Raw genomic sequence first — 13,720 nt, forward strand, 5'->3', positions numbered from 1 at the left:
CCCGTCGCTCCCCATCGGTCCGCCGGGCGTGGGCGAGGAGTATCCTGGTGATTACCGAGAGCATCTCGTACACCGGTTCCACGCCGGGGTCGTTCTCGGCGATTCATGACAACCGGGCCGGCCGTGACCGGCCCGGGGTTGGGTCCGCATCATGACCGCGACCATTCTGTTGACGCCCGCGGTCGAGGAGCGGACCCCTTCTTCGTTGCCCACCCGACTCGTACTGGCACCCGCCGACACCGCTCCGGCCCTGATCGACGGTGCCTGGTGGCCCCGCTCCCGCGACCTGAACGCGGAGCTTCCGGCGCTCATCGAGGTCCTCGACCCGCTGTGGGGGCGGATCACCCGGGTAACGGTGAACCCCACGTTCTGGCCGGTCATCCCGCGAAAGGTGCCCGTTCACGGGCACGTGGTACACGTCGGCTGGTTCGAGGCCGAGCAAGACCCGCACAAGCTGCTGCTGCTCTCCTACACCGTCGGCCGCTGGGACCTGCTGGTGATCCCACCGGAGACGGAGCCGGCCACCGCGGCCCGGATGATGGCCACGGCCACCGACCCGTCGCGGAGCCTCACGGCGACCGGCCTGATCCTTGAGGCCGAACGCTTCCGCACCGCGGCAGAGGCAGCGGCCGCCTGGGACTCGCTCCGGGAGGCGGTCTGGGACTCCGAAGGCGGACACGACGCACGTACCCCTACCGGAGCGGTCATCGGCCACGTGCCGACCTCGGCAGAAGGCACGTGAGAGGCATGGACACCGTCGCGACGGTGAGCGTGCTCCTCGTCAGGACCGCCTTGGGTGCGATCGTGATTCAGCTGTTCACTGCGAGCCACGGTGATCGCATGGCGACTTCGCCCTTCGGCCGCCCCCGGCAGCGGCGGCCATGGACGTGGCACCGCGCAGAGAAGTGAACCCGCCCAAGGAGGATCGCGGAGTCGGCTCTGCCGGTAGGGCGTTCGCGGGCAAGGGGGCCCGGTGTGCGTGCCGTCGGCCGTGGCCCTGGTGGTGCGGCTGTCGGCTCACTCCAGGAGGGTGAGGTGGTCGGCGGCGCCACCGCGCCATTCGATCAGGAAGAGTGTCGCGTCGTCGCTGGTGCGGCCGCCCCGTTGCCGCATCAGAGCGTGGGAGAGTGCGCGCACCACCGCGCGTACTCCCTTCTCTGTGTGTTCGATGCGGTTGACCCAGTGGATGAGCTGCTCCTCGCCGAACTGCTCTTCACCGGCTTCGTGTTCCTCGATCAGGCCGTCGGTGAAGCACAGCACCCGGTCGCCGCGTTGGAGCGTCTGCTCGCTGATCCGGGGCTCTTCACCGCCGAAACCGACCGGCAGGGTGGTCGGGCCTGTCAGTTGCCGGACGACCTGGTGATTGCGGATCAGCAGCGGTGCGGGATGGCCCGCGTTGACCCACTGCAGGTGGCCCGTTGCGATATTCAGACGCATCATCTGCGCGGTGACGAAGTGGTCGAGCCCGAACTGATCCGCGATGGCCCGGTCCATGAACGCGTAGATCTCGGACAGGCCGATGTCGGCACGTCGGGCGTGCCGGTAGGCCCCGACGGCGACGGTCGCCATCGTGGCGGCGTCCAGGCCGTGGCCCATCGCATCGACCATGGCCAGGTGCAGGATGTCCTCGTTCAGGGCGTAGTCGAAGCTGTCGCCTGCGACGCTGTAGGCGGGCTCCAGGATGCCGGCCACCTCTGCCTGGGGGACGGACATCGCCAGCGGCGGCAGCAGGGACCACTGGATCTCCGCGGCCACGCTCATCGGTTCGCGGCGCCGGGCCAGGAAGAACTGGTCTGTGTAGTGGTGCTTGGTGACCAGCATGTCGGCGACAAGGCCGGCCAGCCTGCGCAGTAGCCGCCGGTCGTTGTCATCGACGGCGTCCAGAGTGAGGGCGAGTACTCCCACCTGGTCGCTGCCGTCCAGCAACGGCAGGTACATCCGTACACCGTCGGACTGCGGCACCTCGACAGTGGTCGCCTGCAGGAAGGCCGTGCCGGCGGGAGAACCATCAATCGGCTCAGGCTCGCCGACCACCAGCCGCCGACCCGGCAGCGGCACCAGCACCAACTGGGCATAGTCCTGCAGCAGGATCGAGACGTCGCGGCCACCGACCCTGGCCACCTCTTCCGCGATCAGCGGTGCGATCAGCTGCGGCGGCATCTCGTGGGCTCGGTCCAGCAGCACCCCCAGCAGCCGCTCACCGAACCCTTCCGAGCGGTCCATCATGCCGTTGTCCGGCCGCCGCTCACCCTGTGTCATCGCCGCGCCCTTGCACCGGTGTCCTCAAAGTCCCGGTCACCGTGTCCCTGCTCACCTCGTGCCGCGGATGCGGCGCCCGCCCCGAAACGCTCGGGGCCGTCCGGCGGTCGTGGCCGATCCGCTCAAACGCTTACGCGATCCGTACACAGGGCTCCTGACACGACCGTGATCGACCCTTCCAGAGTGACGCGGCCGACCGACCCAAAGCGCCCATTACGCCAGACGTGGCATGTCACATGTGATCAGGACAGGTGGCTTTCACCCCGTGCTGCAAGTGTTGTAGACCGTGTTCTTCCTGTCGGAAGACCCGCCAGAGCTGTGGCGATCAGACGTGAGTGATCTCGATGGCGAGGGCGCCCAGGGCTTCCTTCTCGGGCGGGTAGATGGCGCGGATGTTGGCCAGTTGCTGTTCGCGGGTCGCGGTGGGGTTGACGTTGGCCGGGCCTTCGCCGTCCAGCAGTGTCTCGAAGTCGGGGTACTCGGTGACCCGCTTGACCTTCACTTCGCAGGTCTCATCAGTGCCCTTGACGCGGAAGCGGATGGTGTCACCAGCGGCGAGGTCGGCGAGGTGCGGGTATTTCACCCGCACCTCGATGGTCTTGGTACCCGCGGCGACGAGGTCGAAGTAATGGCGGTAGAGGTTGAGCTCGCGGACGCGGGCGGTGGTGTCGCTCATGGGACGGGGATGCTCCTGGTGGCTGGTGCGGTCATCATGCGGCCGATCTCGGCGGCCGAGTACGAGCGGAAGAAGTGGCGGGGGTCGGACAGCAAGGTATCGGTCATGGCCAGCAGTCGCTCGGTGTACTCCGCGATGGTGCCGGGCCAGTCCTGGGTGTCGAGCATCCAGTTGGCGGTGCCGGCGGGCAACGGAGCGCGGCTTTCGCGGATCAGTGACTTGGACAGTTTGGCGCCGGTGTGGGTGACGACCTGGGGGCAGAACAGGCGGGCCGGGAGCTGTCCGTGGGTGAGGCCGACGGCCTGGAGGGCCTCGTCGACCAGGTGAGAGCCGAAGACCCAGTCGCCGCCCTTGACCATGACGTGCAGGGTGCCTTGGGGGCTGGACAGGGCGAGTTCCTTGACCAAGTTGCGGTACAGGGTGGCCAGGTCCAGGTAGGAGCCCCCGGTCGGGTCGGGTGTGATGGCGGCCCGGTAGGGACCGTGGTGGAGGCAGACGGCGGCCACTTGCGCCGCCTCGTGGTCGGTGAGGTGGACGCGGGTGCGTTCGGCGTGTTTCTCGGCCCAGCCGCAGCCGGGGTGCGGGCAAGGGATGCGGAGGTGCGGGGTGCCGGTGGACGGTGCGAGCCACCAGCGGGCTGCGTCGAGGCGGGGCAGGAGACGCAGCCAGGTGCGGCGGAAGTGCTCGCCGGCCTGCTGCTGGGTGTAGGTCTCGACCCGGAAGGGGATGCCCAGGCGCCGCGACAGCGCGGTGAACAGGGGCTGGTAGAGGGCTGAGACGAGATCGCCAAGAGCCTGTTCCCCGAGGACCTGGGCGTAGGCACGCTGGTAACGGTGGCCGGTCACTGGGTCGGTAGCCAGCTCGTATGGGGCGTTGTCGAGGGCGCTGAAGAGGACCTCGGTAGGTAAGCCGAAGCGGTCACGCAGGCGGGCGGCCATGGCAAAGGCCAGCGACTGGACGAGGGAGGTGCCGATGTGCGGGGCGCCGTTGATCTGGGTGCCGACGACCAGCACGATCCGTTCCGGCGGGGCGGCCAGGATGCGCGGGGTCAGGACGTCCTCGGCCCGGTGGAGGGCGTTGGCGAGGACGGTGTTCGGTGAAACCGGGTGAGTCGTCACGGGAAGTCCCCCTGGAGTGGGTTGGGGTTCATTCGGTTCGGGTGTGGCCGAAGAGGAGACGTTGGTGGAGGGCGCCGAGGTCGAGGTAGCTCTCGATCTCGGCCGGAGTGGCGCTGCGGGCGAGCGGGTCAAGGCCGAGGATCAGGGCCACCGGGGTTCGTCGGCCGAGCAGGAGCGTCCAGGAAGGGCCTGCCGGGATGCGCTTGCGGTAGGGGGTGCTGTCGAAGCGCAGGGCGACCTCGGTGGGTGTGATCGGGCGCAGGCGTGACCCGATGTCTGGCGGGGGCGCGGTGGCCGGGCCGAGGTGGAGGGCTTCGGCGATCGTCCGCATGCGTTGTTCGACTACCATCTGCGTCTCGTAGCGGCTGCGGGGTGGCTGGGGCACCAGCAGGAGGCAGCAGAGAGTGGCGCCGGTCGGGGCGGTGTCCAGCCACGTGACGGTGGCCAGGGAAGTGATCAGCCCGGCGGAGATCGTGAGGGATCTGGTGCTGGCGGGAGTCAGCATGCCGGCACCGTGCTGTGCTGGAAGGCGGCCCACACGCATTTGCCGGGGCCCTGGCGTTCCTCCACGCCCCAGTCGTCGGCGAGGGCGGCGACGAGCAGTAGGCCGCGGCCGGTCTCGGCGGTGCCTGGTACGTGTCGTCTGTGGGGTGGGGCGTCGCCGCTGTCGTGTACCTCGATGCGGAGTTGGGTGTCGGCGAGGGTGATGCGCACCAGCACCAGTCCACCTGAGGGGGCTCCGTGCAGGATGGCGTTGGTGGCGAGTTCGGAGACGCACAGCTGGACGTCGTCGAGGCGTTCGGTCCGGCCCCATTGGGTAAGGGTCTCGGCGACGAACCTCCGGGCGGCGCCGGGTGTGGTCCGGCGTCGGTCGAAGAGCTTCCTGCGGCGCTCGACGTCGGCGTTGGGGGCAGGTGCCGGGGCCAGGGTGAGAGTGTCCGGCTTGCCGGGCGGTGTGCTGGGCATGGTCAACAGCCAACCGCTGTAGCTCGTTTGGGTCGGGAGCCGGCATGGGGGCCATGCCGGGGGCCACTATGGGGGCCAGAGTTCGCGTGCTGCGGGGTGAGGGGATGGGCGACACAGGGATCGGTGCTCTGCTCGTCCGGCTGCGCACAGAGCGTGGGTGGTCCCAGCAGCGGGTGGCCGACGAGTGCAACACCCTGGAGGGGCGGGCCACCAAGACGGGCAAGGAGATCGGGCGCTACGAGCGCGAGGTGCGCATCCCGGTGCCGTACACGCGGAAGTACCTGGCGCAGGTCTTCGGTGTCGATGCCGCCGTGCTCGACCAGGCGGTCGCTGTCAGCAAGAGCCGACGGAGTGGGGAGGGCGCGGATGAGGTGGGACAGGCACCGCTCGCGTGGCCCACGGCGCGTCCACGCACCGTCGCCGGAGCTGTGTCGGCGGATGCGGTGGCCTCGGCGGAGTTCGCCCGGTTCATCGCGCAGCGCAACGCCGACGAGTTCGTCGTAGAGCAGTTGGAGGCCGATGTCGCTCGGCTCGCCCGTGCTTACGTCAGCCATCCGCTGCTGGAGGTGTACGTCGAGATCAAGCGGCTTCGGAACGGGGTGTTCGAGTTGCTGCGCGGGCGGCAGCATCCCCGGCAGACCACCGACCTGTACGTCACGGCCTCTCGGTTGTGCGGGCTGTCAGCGCACGTCTGCTTGGACCTGGGCGACTATGATTCTGCCGCCACGCACAGCCGTACCGCCAGGGCGTGTGCCGAAGCGGTCGGCCACGAGGGGATGCTGGCCTGGGTACGCGCTGTGGAGTCCCTGATCGCCTACTGGACCGGGCACTACGAGCGGGCGGCTCGGCTGGCGCAGGCCGGTCGCCAGCACCGGGCGGGCGGGAGTATCGGGGCTCGGTTGGCGAGCCTGGAGGCGCGGGCGCTGGCCATAGTCGGAGACCGGGCGGGTGCCGTAGCAGCGCTTGCTGGCGCCGAGTGCGCCCGCGAGGCGATGCGTGGCCACGACGAAGTGCCGGGCATCTTCGCCTTCCCGGCCGCCAAGCAGTTCGCGTACGCGGGGACGAGCCATCTGGCCGTGGGTGGGCGGGAGCACGTCCAGCAGGCCATCGCCAGCGCGGACACCGCTATCCGGCTCTACCGCAGCGCCGAAGACGACGACCAGTCGGTCGGTGACCTGTTCGCCGCCCATGTTGATCTCGCCCGCGGCCACATGCTCCTCGGCGACCTGGACGGTACCGAGGCGATGCTCGGTTTCGTCCTCGGCTCCCCGCCGGAGCGCATGTCGGCCAGCATCGTGCGCCGGCTCACTGCTCTGGGCCATGAGCTGAGCGAGCCGCAGTACGGTGGAGCCGCGCAGGCCGTACACCTGCGCGAACGACTCCAGCACACGGCCGTCCTCGCGGCCGCACCTGCCGCCCACCCTCCGGAGTTGCCGACGTGACCGAACTGTCCGCCGCACACGACGCCGCTGTCACCGACCGGGGCCGTCTCGCCGGAAGTGCCTACAGCAGTGACCGGGATCTGGCCGCCCGCCAGTCGCTCTATCAGTGGCAGACGCCCCGCTACGACCTGCCTGGCATCGTCGCCGAGCAGCTGAGGGGCGTGAACGGGTGCGTGGTCGATGTCGGCTGCGGCAACGGCAAGTTCATCCAGCGTCTCCGCCGGGACCGGCCCGACCTTACTCTGCTGGGCCTGGACATCGCTCCTGGCATCCTCGCCGGTGTCCACGGCTTGGTCGCCGTTGCGGACGCCACCCGCTTGCCGCTGGCCACGCAGAGCGCCGATGCTGCCTTGGCGTTGCACATGCTCTACCACGTCCCGGACATCCCTCAGGCGGTCAGGGAGCTGTCTCGCGTGGTCGCCCGTGACGGGCTGGTGATCGCCTCCACCAACAGCGATCGGGACAAAGCTGAACTCGACGACCTGTGGCAGCGGGCCGCCGGCGACGTGCTCGGCACCGGACGCGGCCCGGCCCGCATCTCGCTCAGCGCCCGCTTCTCCCTGGAGAAGGCCCCGGCCTTCCTGGGGGAGGAGTTCGGCCGCGTCGAGACGATTGAACTGCCCGGCACCATCACCGTCGGCGACGCCGAACCCGTGGTTGCGCACATGGCCTCGTACCAGGCATGGGCGGATCAGCACGATGTGCCCTTCGAGGCCACGATCGAGCGGGCCCGCACCATCCTGGACGAACACATCGCCCGGCATGGGGCGTTCGAGATCCACTGCCGGGGAGGCATCCTCGTCTGCCGCCGTTAACGGCGGCGGGCACGTTCCGTTTGGTGCCCGCGCGTCGGGGTGGAGACGGGCTGCGGTGCCGACGTAACCGTCGTGGTGCGGCGGGCGCTTTGCGCGCGGGCCGCTTGTGCACGCCGGTTCGGCTGGGCAGTGATGCGCCAGATCAGGACCTCGGCGGGGCGCTCGGCTGTGCCCAGCTCTCGGCTGGCAGCCACCTCGGCGAGGAGGCGTCGGGGGTTGCGGCCGGCGGATTTCGCGCGGGCGAGAGTAGTGGCCAAGGCTGGCCAGGCGGCGTCGGCCAGGATGCGGTCGGCGTGGTCGGGTACGGCCTGGCGCACGTCGGCCTCGAACCGATGGATGGTCTGGGAGCGGGGTGCGCGCTGGGCGAGGTCTGCCAGGACGGGCTCGGCGACGTGGCGGTAGCTCTCCTGGAGGTTGCGGAAGGATTCCTCGGCCGCTGCCGCCTGCTGCGCGTGACCGCGCTGCTCGTGCCACTTGGCGGCGGCGCGGGCAAGGTGCAGGGCGGTGAAGATGAGCGCGATGGCGAGGCCGCCGGGAATGGTGGGGGCGTAGGCGAGTTCCTTGGCGGCTTGGCGTAGTTCTGTGGTGGCTTGGTGGTCGGCCCGGATCGCCGAGCGGCGAGACCGGTTGAAAGCCATGGCTGCCGCTCGCAGTTCGGCCTGGTGCGGGCCGGAGGTGGAGCGAGCCAGGTTGTGCAGAGTGTCGGCGAAGGCGTCCAGGTGGCCCTGGGCCACGGGATCATCGCCCGAATCGAGCGCGGTGAGAGCTGTACGCACTGCGGATTCCGTCCGACGCCACGGCTCGGCCGGGTCGGCCACCGGTTGTGGGCGGTCGGCCACGTCCTGAGTGGTGAGGCGTTCGAGCAGGCGGCTGTAGGACAGGTCGGGGGCGAGCTTGGAGCCACCGAAGAAGATGGCGTCGCCAGGGGCGGCCAGGCTGTAGCCGTCCACCTCGCCGGTCTTGGCGCTGAGGCGCGGCTTGACCTGGATACCGAGCGATTGCAGCACGGTGAAGTAATCGTCGATGTTGCGCACGGCAGCGGCGACCGCGTACGCGCGCTCCCGCAGCCACCGCCGCGCGGTCACCTCCTGGCCCAGGCGCTCGGCCTTGGCCCGCTCTGCCCCGGTGGGTGTCTTGGGTGCGGTCAGGTCACCGGACTTGAGCTGGCGCAGCCCATACTCGGCCTCGATCTTGCGGCATTCCTTCTGCGCCCGCCAGCCGTCGCGGTTCGTGCGCGGGCGGCGCCCGTCGGCGCGCACGGTGGTAGCCAGTATGTGGATGTGGTCGTTCGCGTGCCGCACCGCGATCCACCGGCATGCCTGGTCATCGCCCTCGGGCGCGATGCCGGTGGCGGCAACGACGCGGCGACCGACCTCGGCCCACTCGGCGTCGGTCAGGTAGCGGTCACCTGGCGCGGTCCGCACCGGGCAGTGCCACACGTGCTTCGGCGGCTTCTTCCCGCCCAGCTCACGGGTACGCAGGTCGACATGGTGGTCGAGGCGCTTGGCGAGCTGGGTGTAGGTGGCGTCGGGGTCGCGGCCGGGGTCGGGGGCGCCGGCCATGTCCCAGGCGGCCACGATGTGCGGGTCGGTGTGCTCGTCCCGACGGCCCTTGCCGAAGAGGTAGTTGATCAGACCGAGGGTGTCGGAGCCGGTGGAGACGTCAGGCACCATGGCTGCCGCCTGCCGCCACGAGGTCGTCCAGCAACTGGTAACTGCGCTGGACGGCTTGGTCGAGGTGGTCGAGTACGGCCTCGGCCCGGTCGGGGACAGCGCCGCTGTTGATGGCCATGGTGATCTGGTTGAGGTTGTTGCCGACGCGGTTCAGCGCCTTGGTGTGGGCCTCGACGGCTTCCACCAGCGGGCGGATCGGATCGTCCTCCGGACTGCCCGCCATGTTCGCCTTGCCGAGCGCGACCGCCAGGGCGGCGTCGCCGACGAACCCGGCGAACGTCAGACGGCGCCGCTCGGCCGCCTCGTCGATGATCCGGACGGCGGTCGGGGTGAAGCGGATCTTCTTCTCCTGGTCGCGGTTCTCGGTGGTTCGCTTGCGGTTCATCCGCGCGGGCAGCGTGGGGGCGTCGGGCTCACGCCAAGAGGGCTGCTCAACGGGCAACGGGGGGCGGGCAGACGACTCGGGCTGCGGAGCGGTGGTATCAGCGGGCAGCTTGTCGTGTGTGGCGGGGGCATCGGCGACGGACGCGGCGTTGGGCTCGGTCGTCGCCTCCCCCGGCTCGGGCGCCCGCTGGCGCCCGGCCTCCTCCTCCGCCACTCCAGGGGCGGGGGCAAGCGCGGACGAAGCCCCGTTAGGGGCTCGAACGCTCCAGCTTGCTGCTGTTCGGTGGGTCAGGCTGAACAGTCCCCTGCGGCGGCGGGTGAGGGTGCTGTCGGTGTTCGTGTCGGGCATGGTGGTGCTCCGGTAGCGGTCTGGGCTGGGGCTTCGTCACGTCCGTTGCATCCGTCGCTCTGCTGGTCAGAGCTGGTACGGACACGGCCGCAGGTACGGAGTGATCCGTATTTGGAGAGGAGATCCGTCCCCGCGCTGACCTGCGCGGGGACGGATGCGACGGAGTGCTACGGACCCAGGGAGGATGGTCAGCGAGTGCGCTTGGGGCCGGTGGCGCTGCCGGGCGGACCGACGGGCCGCGTGCCGGACGGAGTGGCGGGGGGCTTGCCCTCGGTCGGGCGTGCGGGTGCGGACTCCTGCCATGGCGCGGGGGCCATTTGGGCAGGGTCGGGGCAATAGCGGGCCCAGGCGTCGAGGAACTGGTTGCGGGCGTATGCCTTGGCCTGCCTGCCGTTCTCGAAGCGGTGGTTGGCCGGGCTGATACCGAAGTCCCGTAGCAGGTTGGCCAGGTGGTAGGCGTTCATGCCCTTGGGGCCGTACTCGGCCCACGGCGCTTCAGCGTCCTGGATGAGGGCGGCAAGCAGGTCCTGGCTGCGCAGGGCCTCCCTGTTGTCCTCCCGCTCGAAAATGCGGCGGATGTCACGCAGCAGCCGCGTCTTCAGGGTCGTCTGCTCATCCTGGACCACCTCGTTGCGCGTCATCGCCAGGCAGGCGGCACGGGCCTGCGCGGGCCAGTGCCCGCCGGCCAGGTCGGCGATGATGACCAGCGGCTCCCAGGTGTCCGCTGCGCGGTCCTCGACCGGCATCTTCGGTACCAAGCCCGCAGCCGCTCGGCGCAGAGGGGTCAGCCAGGCCGCCAGCCGGTCGCGCAGCGCGTTCAGTTCGGGCACCGAGTGACGCGAGCGGAACGGGGTGATCCGCTCACCCGGCTTGCGCTTCTGCATGCGGAGGACGACCGCCCGGTCCATGATCGTGTCTGGTAGATCGCCGATCCCCGCCAGCGCGGCCATGGCGAAGGTGGGGAACGCCGTCGGCTTCTGCTCCGGTCCGGAGATCCGCCAGGCGGGCCGGTTGCGCTGGTGCCCGGCGTTCAGCAGACCGCGCAGGTCCTCCTTCTCGCCCGCCTTCGGGCCGAAGATGGTGTCGGCCTCGTCCACCAGCAGCGTCGGCGGATTCTTGCCGATGACGCGGAAGACCACCGCTGGGGAAGTGTTCACCGTCATCATCGGTTTGTGGACGGTCTCGTGGAGCACGTCCAGGACTCGAGACTTGCCGCATCCCTTGGTCGGCCCGACCACCGCCAGCCGGGGGGCGTGCTGCAGGGCGGGTTGGATGTGGGTAGCCGCCACCCACAAAGTGACCGCGGTCAGTGCCTCCTCGCTCGGCAGCACCACGTACCGACCGATCGCCGCCCGGACCTCGTCTAGCAGCACGGCGCCTTCGTCGGCCAGCTCACCGCCGACGCCGGCACGGTCCCCGGTCCCCGACCCGCCGTCGGGGAGCCGGGCCCCTGTCCCTGAAGTGTCGTGGGGGCCGTGATCCCCATCGCGGTCCCCATGCATGCTCGGTACGACCGGGATTCGGGGACCGGTCCCAGGGACCGACCGACCGTTATGCGCGGCCTGGCTCATGCTCAGAGCGGCGGTCGGTCCGCCAGGACCAGCCTGGTGCACGCCCGTTGGCTCCGTCCGCAGGCCGCCGACCTGCACATGTTCTATACCGGTGGCTATCCGGTCAGTGACCGGAATATCGGTTCGCGACTCAACAGGGGAGCGGTCCCAGGCTTCCTTCGGACCGGCCGCATCACGTGGTTGGCCGACGGTCCCCAACGCAGCAGAAGCTGCGTCTGCCTGGTCCGCGCGGCGCAGGGCGGCGCCCTGGCCGGGGACCGCGACATCGGGCCACTTGGGTTTGGGGACCGTGTTGGGAGTGGTGGGGGACGTAGAGTCCTCCATAGACGTTCCTCTCAGGTGGGGGCAGGACGGGCAAGGTCCCGCCCCTCACCGGCTTGTTCTTTCAGGGATGGGCGATGTGCGAGGGACTCCCCGGCCTTCGGCGTTGGCGCGCCGAAGGCCGGAGCCGTGTCGGGGCGTCCGATGTCTCAGGAGGCCAGGCCCCACTCGTCTCGGCCTTCGGCCAGCGCCTGCTCGTATCGCAGCAGTTCGGCTTCGGGATACAGCACCCGCTTGCCGATCTTGATGCCCCGCGGACCCTTCCCGATCTGGCGCCAGTAGCGGACGGTGCTCTCGGCCGTGCGGTAGCGCTCGGCGACCTCGGCGGTGGTCAGGTATCGCATGGATTCCCAATCGACTAGGTTGCGATTCGATCTGCATAGGTTGTACCCGACGATCGCCGGTTAACCAAATAGGAGAGCGTGTGTTTCAATATGGATAGCGACGATCGTGGTGGAGGTGTGATGGCAGGCGACAAGCGCGACGGCGGCGACGTGCCGCTGCTCTACAGCGAAGGCAACATCGCGGCACGGGTGGCGCTGGAGCGCGAGGTCAGAGGTTGGAGCACGACGGAGTTGGCGGACCGGGTTTCCAAAGCCGGCGTCAAGATGAACCAGACCGCCGTCTGGCGCATCGAGAACGGCACCCCGCGCCGCCGCATCAACGTCGACGAGGCGCTCGCTTTCGCCCGCGTCTTCGAGCTGCCCCTCGAAGAGCTGATGTCCCCGCCCCTGGAGGGGCTGGACCTCAACAGCAGACGGCTCGTCCAGGAAGCCGTCGAGGCGTACTACGAGACCCGCGATGCCGAAGACCGCCTGCATCACGCCGTCGTCGGCATCGCCGAGCACATCCAGGCCCACCCCGACAGCTCACGGGCCATCCACGAGCAGTGCCTTCGCCTCATGGGCGAAGAGCGCGACGCCCGCACCCTCACCGACTACATCGAGGGCGGCGGTTACTACCGATAACAAACTCGAAGGAGGAGCAACTTGGCCAACATCCAGAAGCGCCCCAACGGCAAATGGCGGGCCCGCTACCGCGACCTTGACGGCAAGGAGCACGCCCGCCACTTCGAGCGCAAGCTCGACGCCCAGCGCTGGCTCGACGAGGTCACGGCCAGCATCGTCACCGGGCAGTACGTCGACCCGCGCGCCGGACGGATCTCGTTCGAGAAGTACGCGACGAAGTGGGCGGAGTCGCTCATCGCCGGTGAGGCGGCCGAGCGCATCACCGACAACGCGCTACGGTTGCACCTCGTCCCGGCGCTCGGCTCCCGCGCCATGGCGGCGATACGCCGCAACGACATACAGGTGCTGTTCAAGAGCCTGTCCGAACTGCTCGGCCCCGGCAGCGTGCGCAACGTCTACGACGTCCTCGTGCGGGTCATGACCGCGGCCGTCGAGGACAAGGTCATCGCGTCCAGCCCATGCCGTCGGATCACCCTTCCGCCCATGCCGGACGAGGAGGTCAGCCCGCCCACGGTCGCGCAGGTGGAGGCCATGGCTCGGGTGATGCCGCCGTACCTCCGCGCGGCCATCGTCACGCTCGCCGGCTCAGGCTTGCGAATAGGCGAGCTGCTCGGCCTCAAGGTGTCCGACGTCGACTTCAAGGCCGGCACCGTCCGTGTCGAGCGGCAGCGCCTCCAGTCCGGGAAGATCGGCCCGCCGAAGACCGCCAAGTCCCGGCGCACGGTCCCCGTCGGGGAGGTTGTCACGGACGCCCTTCTCACGCACCTCGCGGCACGCCCCTCCAAGGAGTGGCTGTTCACGATGGAGGAGGGCGAGCCCCTGAACTACCGCCGCTGGAAGACGGAGTGGAACGGCGCCCGCAGGACGCTCCAAGCGACGGAGAACGAGGCGGCCCAGCGCGAGGGCCGCAAGCCCGTCGAACTGCCGCACATGGTGACCCACGACCTGCGCCACTTCTTCGCCTCCGCCAACATCGCCGGCGGGGCGAGCGTCAAGCAGGTCCAGCTGGTCCTCGGCCACGCGTCCGCCGTCATCACGCTGCGGATCTACGCCCATCTGTGGCCGGGTGAAGAAGACCGCACCCGGTCCGTCATGGACGCCGTGCTCGGCGGCCTGCGGACCGGGTGCGGACCGGAAGACCAGACGATCAAGGAAATCGCAGGTCAAACGGCATGATC

Annotated in this window: 14 protein-coding genes; 5 read left to right on the top strand and 9 right to left on the bottom strand. The window is 69.5% G+C overall.

Features of this window, described 5'->3' with window-relative positions; translation table 11 throughout:
- Positions 1–151: 151 nt before the first annotated feature.
- Entirely contained in the window at positions 152–742 is a 591-nt protein-coding gene (locus IE177_RS03290) for a DUF5994 family protein (RefSeq protein WP_190013156.1), read from the top strand.
- A 275-nt stretch (positions 743–1,017) separates the two neighbouring features.
- Here the strand turns inward: IE177_RS03290 and IE177_RS03295 are convergent, their stop codons facing one another.
- From IE177_RS03295 to IE177_RS03315, 5 genes are all read right to left on the bottom strand, one after another.
- Entirely contained in the window at positions 1,018–2,259 is a 1,242-nt protein-coding gene (locus IE177_RS03295; protein ID WP_190013157.1) for a PP2C family protein-serine/threonine phosphatase, read from the bottom strand.
- A 325-nt stretch (positions 2,260–2,584) separates the two neighbouring features.
- Positions 2,585–2,935 (bottom strand): ASCH domain-containing protein, encoded by a 351-nt coding sequence (locus IE177_RS03300; protein ID WP_190013158.1) that lies wholly within the window; start codon positions 2,933–2,935, stop codon positions 2,585–2,587.
- Complete coding sequence (locus IE177_RS03305) at positions 2,932–4,053, bottom strand: hypothetical protein (RefSeq protein WP_190013159.1); 1,122 nt, start codon at positions 4,051–4,053, stop codon at positions 2,932–2,934. Before IE177_RS03305 ends, IE177_RS03300 begins: the two co-directional genes overlap by 4 nt.
- Before the next feature lie 28 nt (positions 4,054–4,081).
- A complete protein-coding gene (locus IE177_RS03310) occupies positions 4,082–4,558 on the bottom strand; it encodes a hypothetical protein (RefSeq protein WP_190013160.1) in 477 nt (158 codons plus the stop codon).
- The gene (locus tag IE177_RS03315) at positions 4,552–5,019 is read right to left on the bottom strand and encodes an ATP-binding protein (RefSeq protein ID WP_190013161.1); all 468 of its coding nucleotides are present in this window, start codon (positions 5,017–5,019) and stop codon (positions 4,552–4,554) included. Before IE177_RS03315 ends, IE177_RS03310 begins: the two co-directional genes overlap by 7 nt.
- Positions 5,020–5,123: 104 nt before the next feature.
- Here IE177_RS03315 and IE177_RS03320 point away from each other — a divergent pair, with 104 nt between their 5' ends.
- Both IE177_RS03320 and IE177_RS03325 read left to right on the top strand, forming a co-directional pair.
- Positions 5,124–6,461: a helix-turn-helix domain-containing protein gene (locus IE177_RS03320; RefSeq protein ID WP_190013162.1), complete on the top strand. Its 1,338-nt coding sequence runs from the start codon at positions 5,124–5,126 to the stop codon at positions 6,459–6,461.
- Complete coding sequence (locus tag IE177_RS03325) at positions 6,458–7,276, top strand: class I SAM-dependent methyltransferase (protein WP_190013163.1); 819 nt, start codon at positions 6,458–6,460, stop codon at positions 7,274–7,276. The genes IE177_RS03320 and IE177_RS03325 overlap by 4 nt, the downstream gene beginning before the upstream one ends.
- Here IE177_RS03325 and IE177_RS03330 read toward each other — a convergent pair.
- The 4 genes from IE177_RS03330 to IE177_RS03345 form a co-directional block, all read right to left on the bottom strand.
- The gene (locus tag IE177_RS03330) at positions 7,273–8,949 is read right to left on the bottom strand and encodes a relaxase/mobilization nuclease domain-containing protein (protein ID WP_190013164.1); all 1,677 of its coding nucleotides are present in this window, start codon (positions 8,947–8,949) and stop codon (positions 7,273–7,275) included. The two genes, IE177_RS03325 and IE177_RS03330, sit on opposite strands and share 4 nt — an antisense overlap.
- On the bottom strand, positions 8,939–9,547 hold the full coding sequence (gene mobC, locus IE177_RS34695; RefSeq protein WP_373305016.1) for a plasmid mobilization relaxosome protein MobC: 609 nt from the start codon (positions 9,545–9,547) through the stop codon (positions 8,939–8,941). The genes IE177_RS03330 and mobC overlap by 11 nt, the downstream gene beginning before the upstream one ends.
- A 323-nt stretch (positions 9,548–9,870) precedes the next feature.
- Entirely contained in the window at positions 9,871–11,184 is a 1,314-nt protein-coding gene (locus IE177_RS03340; RefSeq protein WP_190013166.1) for a DUF3631 domain-containing protein, read from the bottom strand.
- 539 nt (positions 11,185–11,723) lie between these two features.
- Entirely contained in the window at positions 11,724–11,918 is a 195-nt protein-coding gene (locus tag IE177_RS03345) for a helix-turn-helix transcriptional regulator (protein ID WP_190013167.1), read from the bottom strand.
- Between the two features lie 120 nt (positions 11,919–12,038).
- Here IE177_RS03345 and IE177_RS03350 point away from each other — a divergent pair, with 120 nt between their 5' ends.
- Together IE177_RS03350 and IE177_RS03355 are read left to right on the top strand one after the other, a co-directional pair.
- Positions 12,039–12,542, top strand: a complete 504-nt coding sequence (locus IE177_RS03350) for a helix-turn-helix transcriptional regulator (protein ID WP_190013168.1) — start codon at positions 12,039–12,041, stop codon at positions 12,540–12,542.
- Positions 12,543–12,563: 21 nt separating this feature from the next.
- Entirely contained in the window at positions 12,564–13,718 is a 1,155-nt protein-coding gene (locus IE177_RS03355) for a tyrosine-type recombinase/integrase (protein ID WP_190013169.1), read from the top strand.
- Positions 13,719–13,720 lie beyond the last annotated feature (2 nt).

It is taken from the genome of Streptomyces lucensis JCM 4490, from assembly GCF_014650035.1.
GTDB lineage: Bacteria > Actinomycetota > Actinomycetes > Streptomycetales > Streptomycetaceae > Streptomyces > Streptomyces lucensis.

Bases quoted from the DNA above. Each gene is read 5' to 3' on its own strand.
- IE177_RS03310 (WP_190013160.1), bottom strand. From the start codon at position 4,558: ATGCTGACTCCCGCCAGCACCAGATCCCTCACGATCTCCGCCGGGCTG.
- IE177_RS03295 (WP_190013157.1), bottom strand. From the start codon at position 2,259: ATGACACAGGGTGAGCGGCGGCCGGACAACGGCATGATGGACCGCTCG.
- IE177_RS03350 (WP_190013168.1), top strand. From the start codon at position 12,039: ATGGCAGGCGACAAGCGCGACGGCGGCGACGTGCCGCTGCTCTACAGC.
- IE177_RS03340 (WP_190013166.1), bottom strand. From the start codon at position 11,184: ATGCATGGGGACCGCGATGGGGATCACGGCCCCCACGACACTTCAGGG.
- IE177_RS03315 (WP_190013161.1), bottom strand. From the start codon at position 5,019: ATGCCCAGCACACCGCCCGGCAAGCCGGACACTCTCACCCTGGCCCCG.
- IE177_RS03345 (WP_190013167.1), bottom strand. From the start codon at position 11,918: ATGCGATACCTGACCACCGCCGAGGTCGCCGAGCGCTACCGCACGGCC.
- IE177_RS03320 (WP_190013162.1), top strand. From the start codon at position 5,124: ATGGGCGACACAGGGATCGGTGCTCTGCTCGTCCGGCTGCGCACAGAG.
- IE177_RS03290 (WP_190013156.1), top strand. From the start codon at position 152: ATGACCGCGACCATTCTGTTGACGCCCGCGGTCGAGGAGCGGACCCCT.
- IE177_RS03300 (WP_190013158.1), bottom strand. From the start codon at position 2,935: ATGAGCGACACCACCGCCCGCGTCCGCGAGCTCAACCTCTACCGCCAT.
- IE177_RS03330 (WP_190013164.1), bottom strand. From the start codon at position 8,949: ATGGTGCCTGACGTCTCCACCGGCTCCGACACCCTCGGTCTGATCAAC.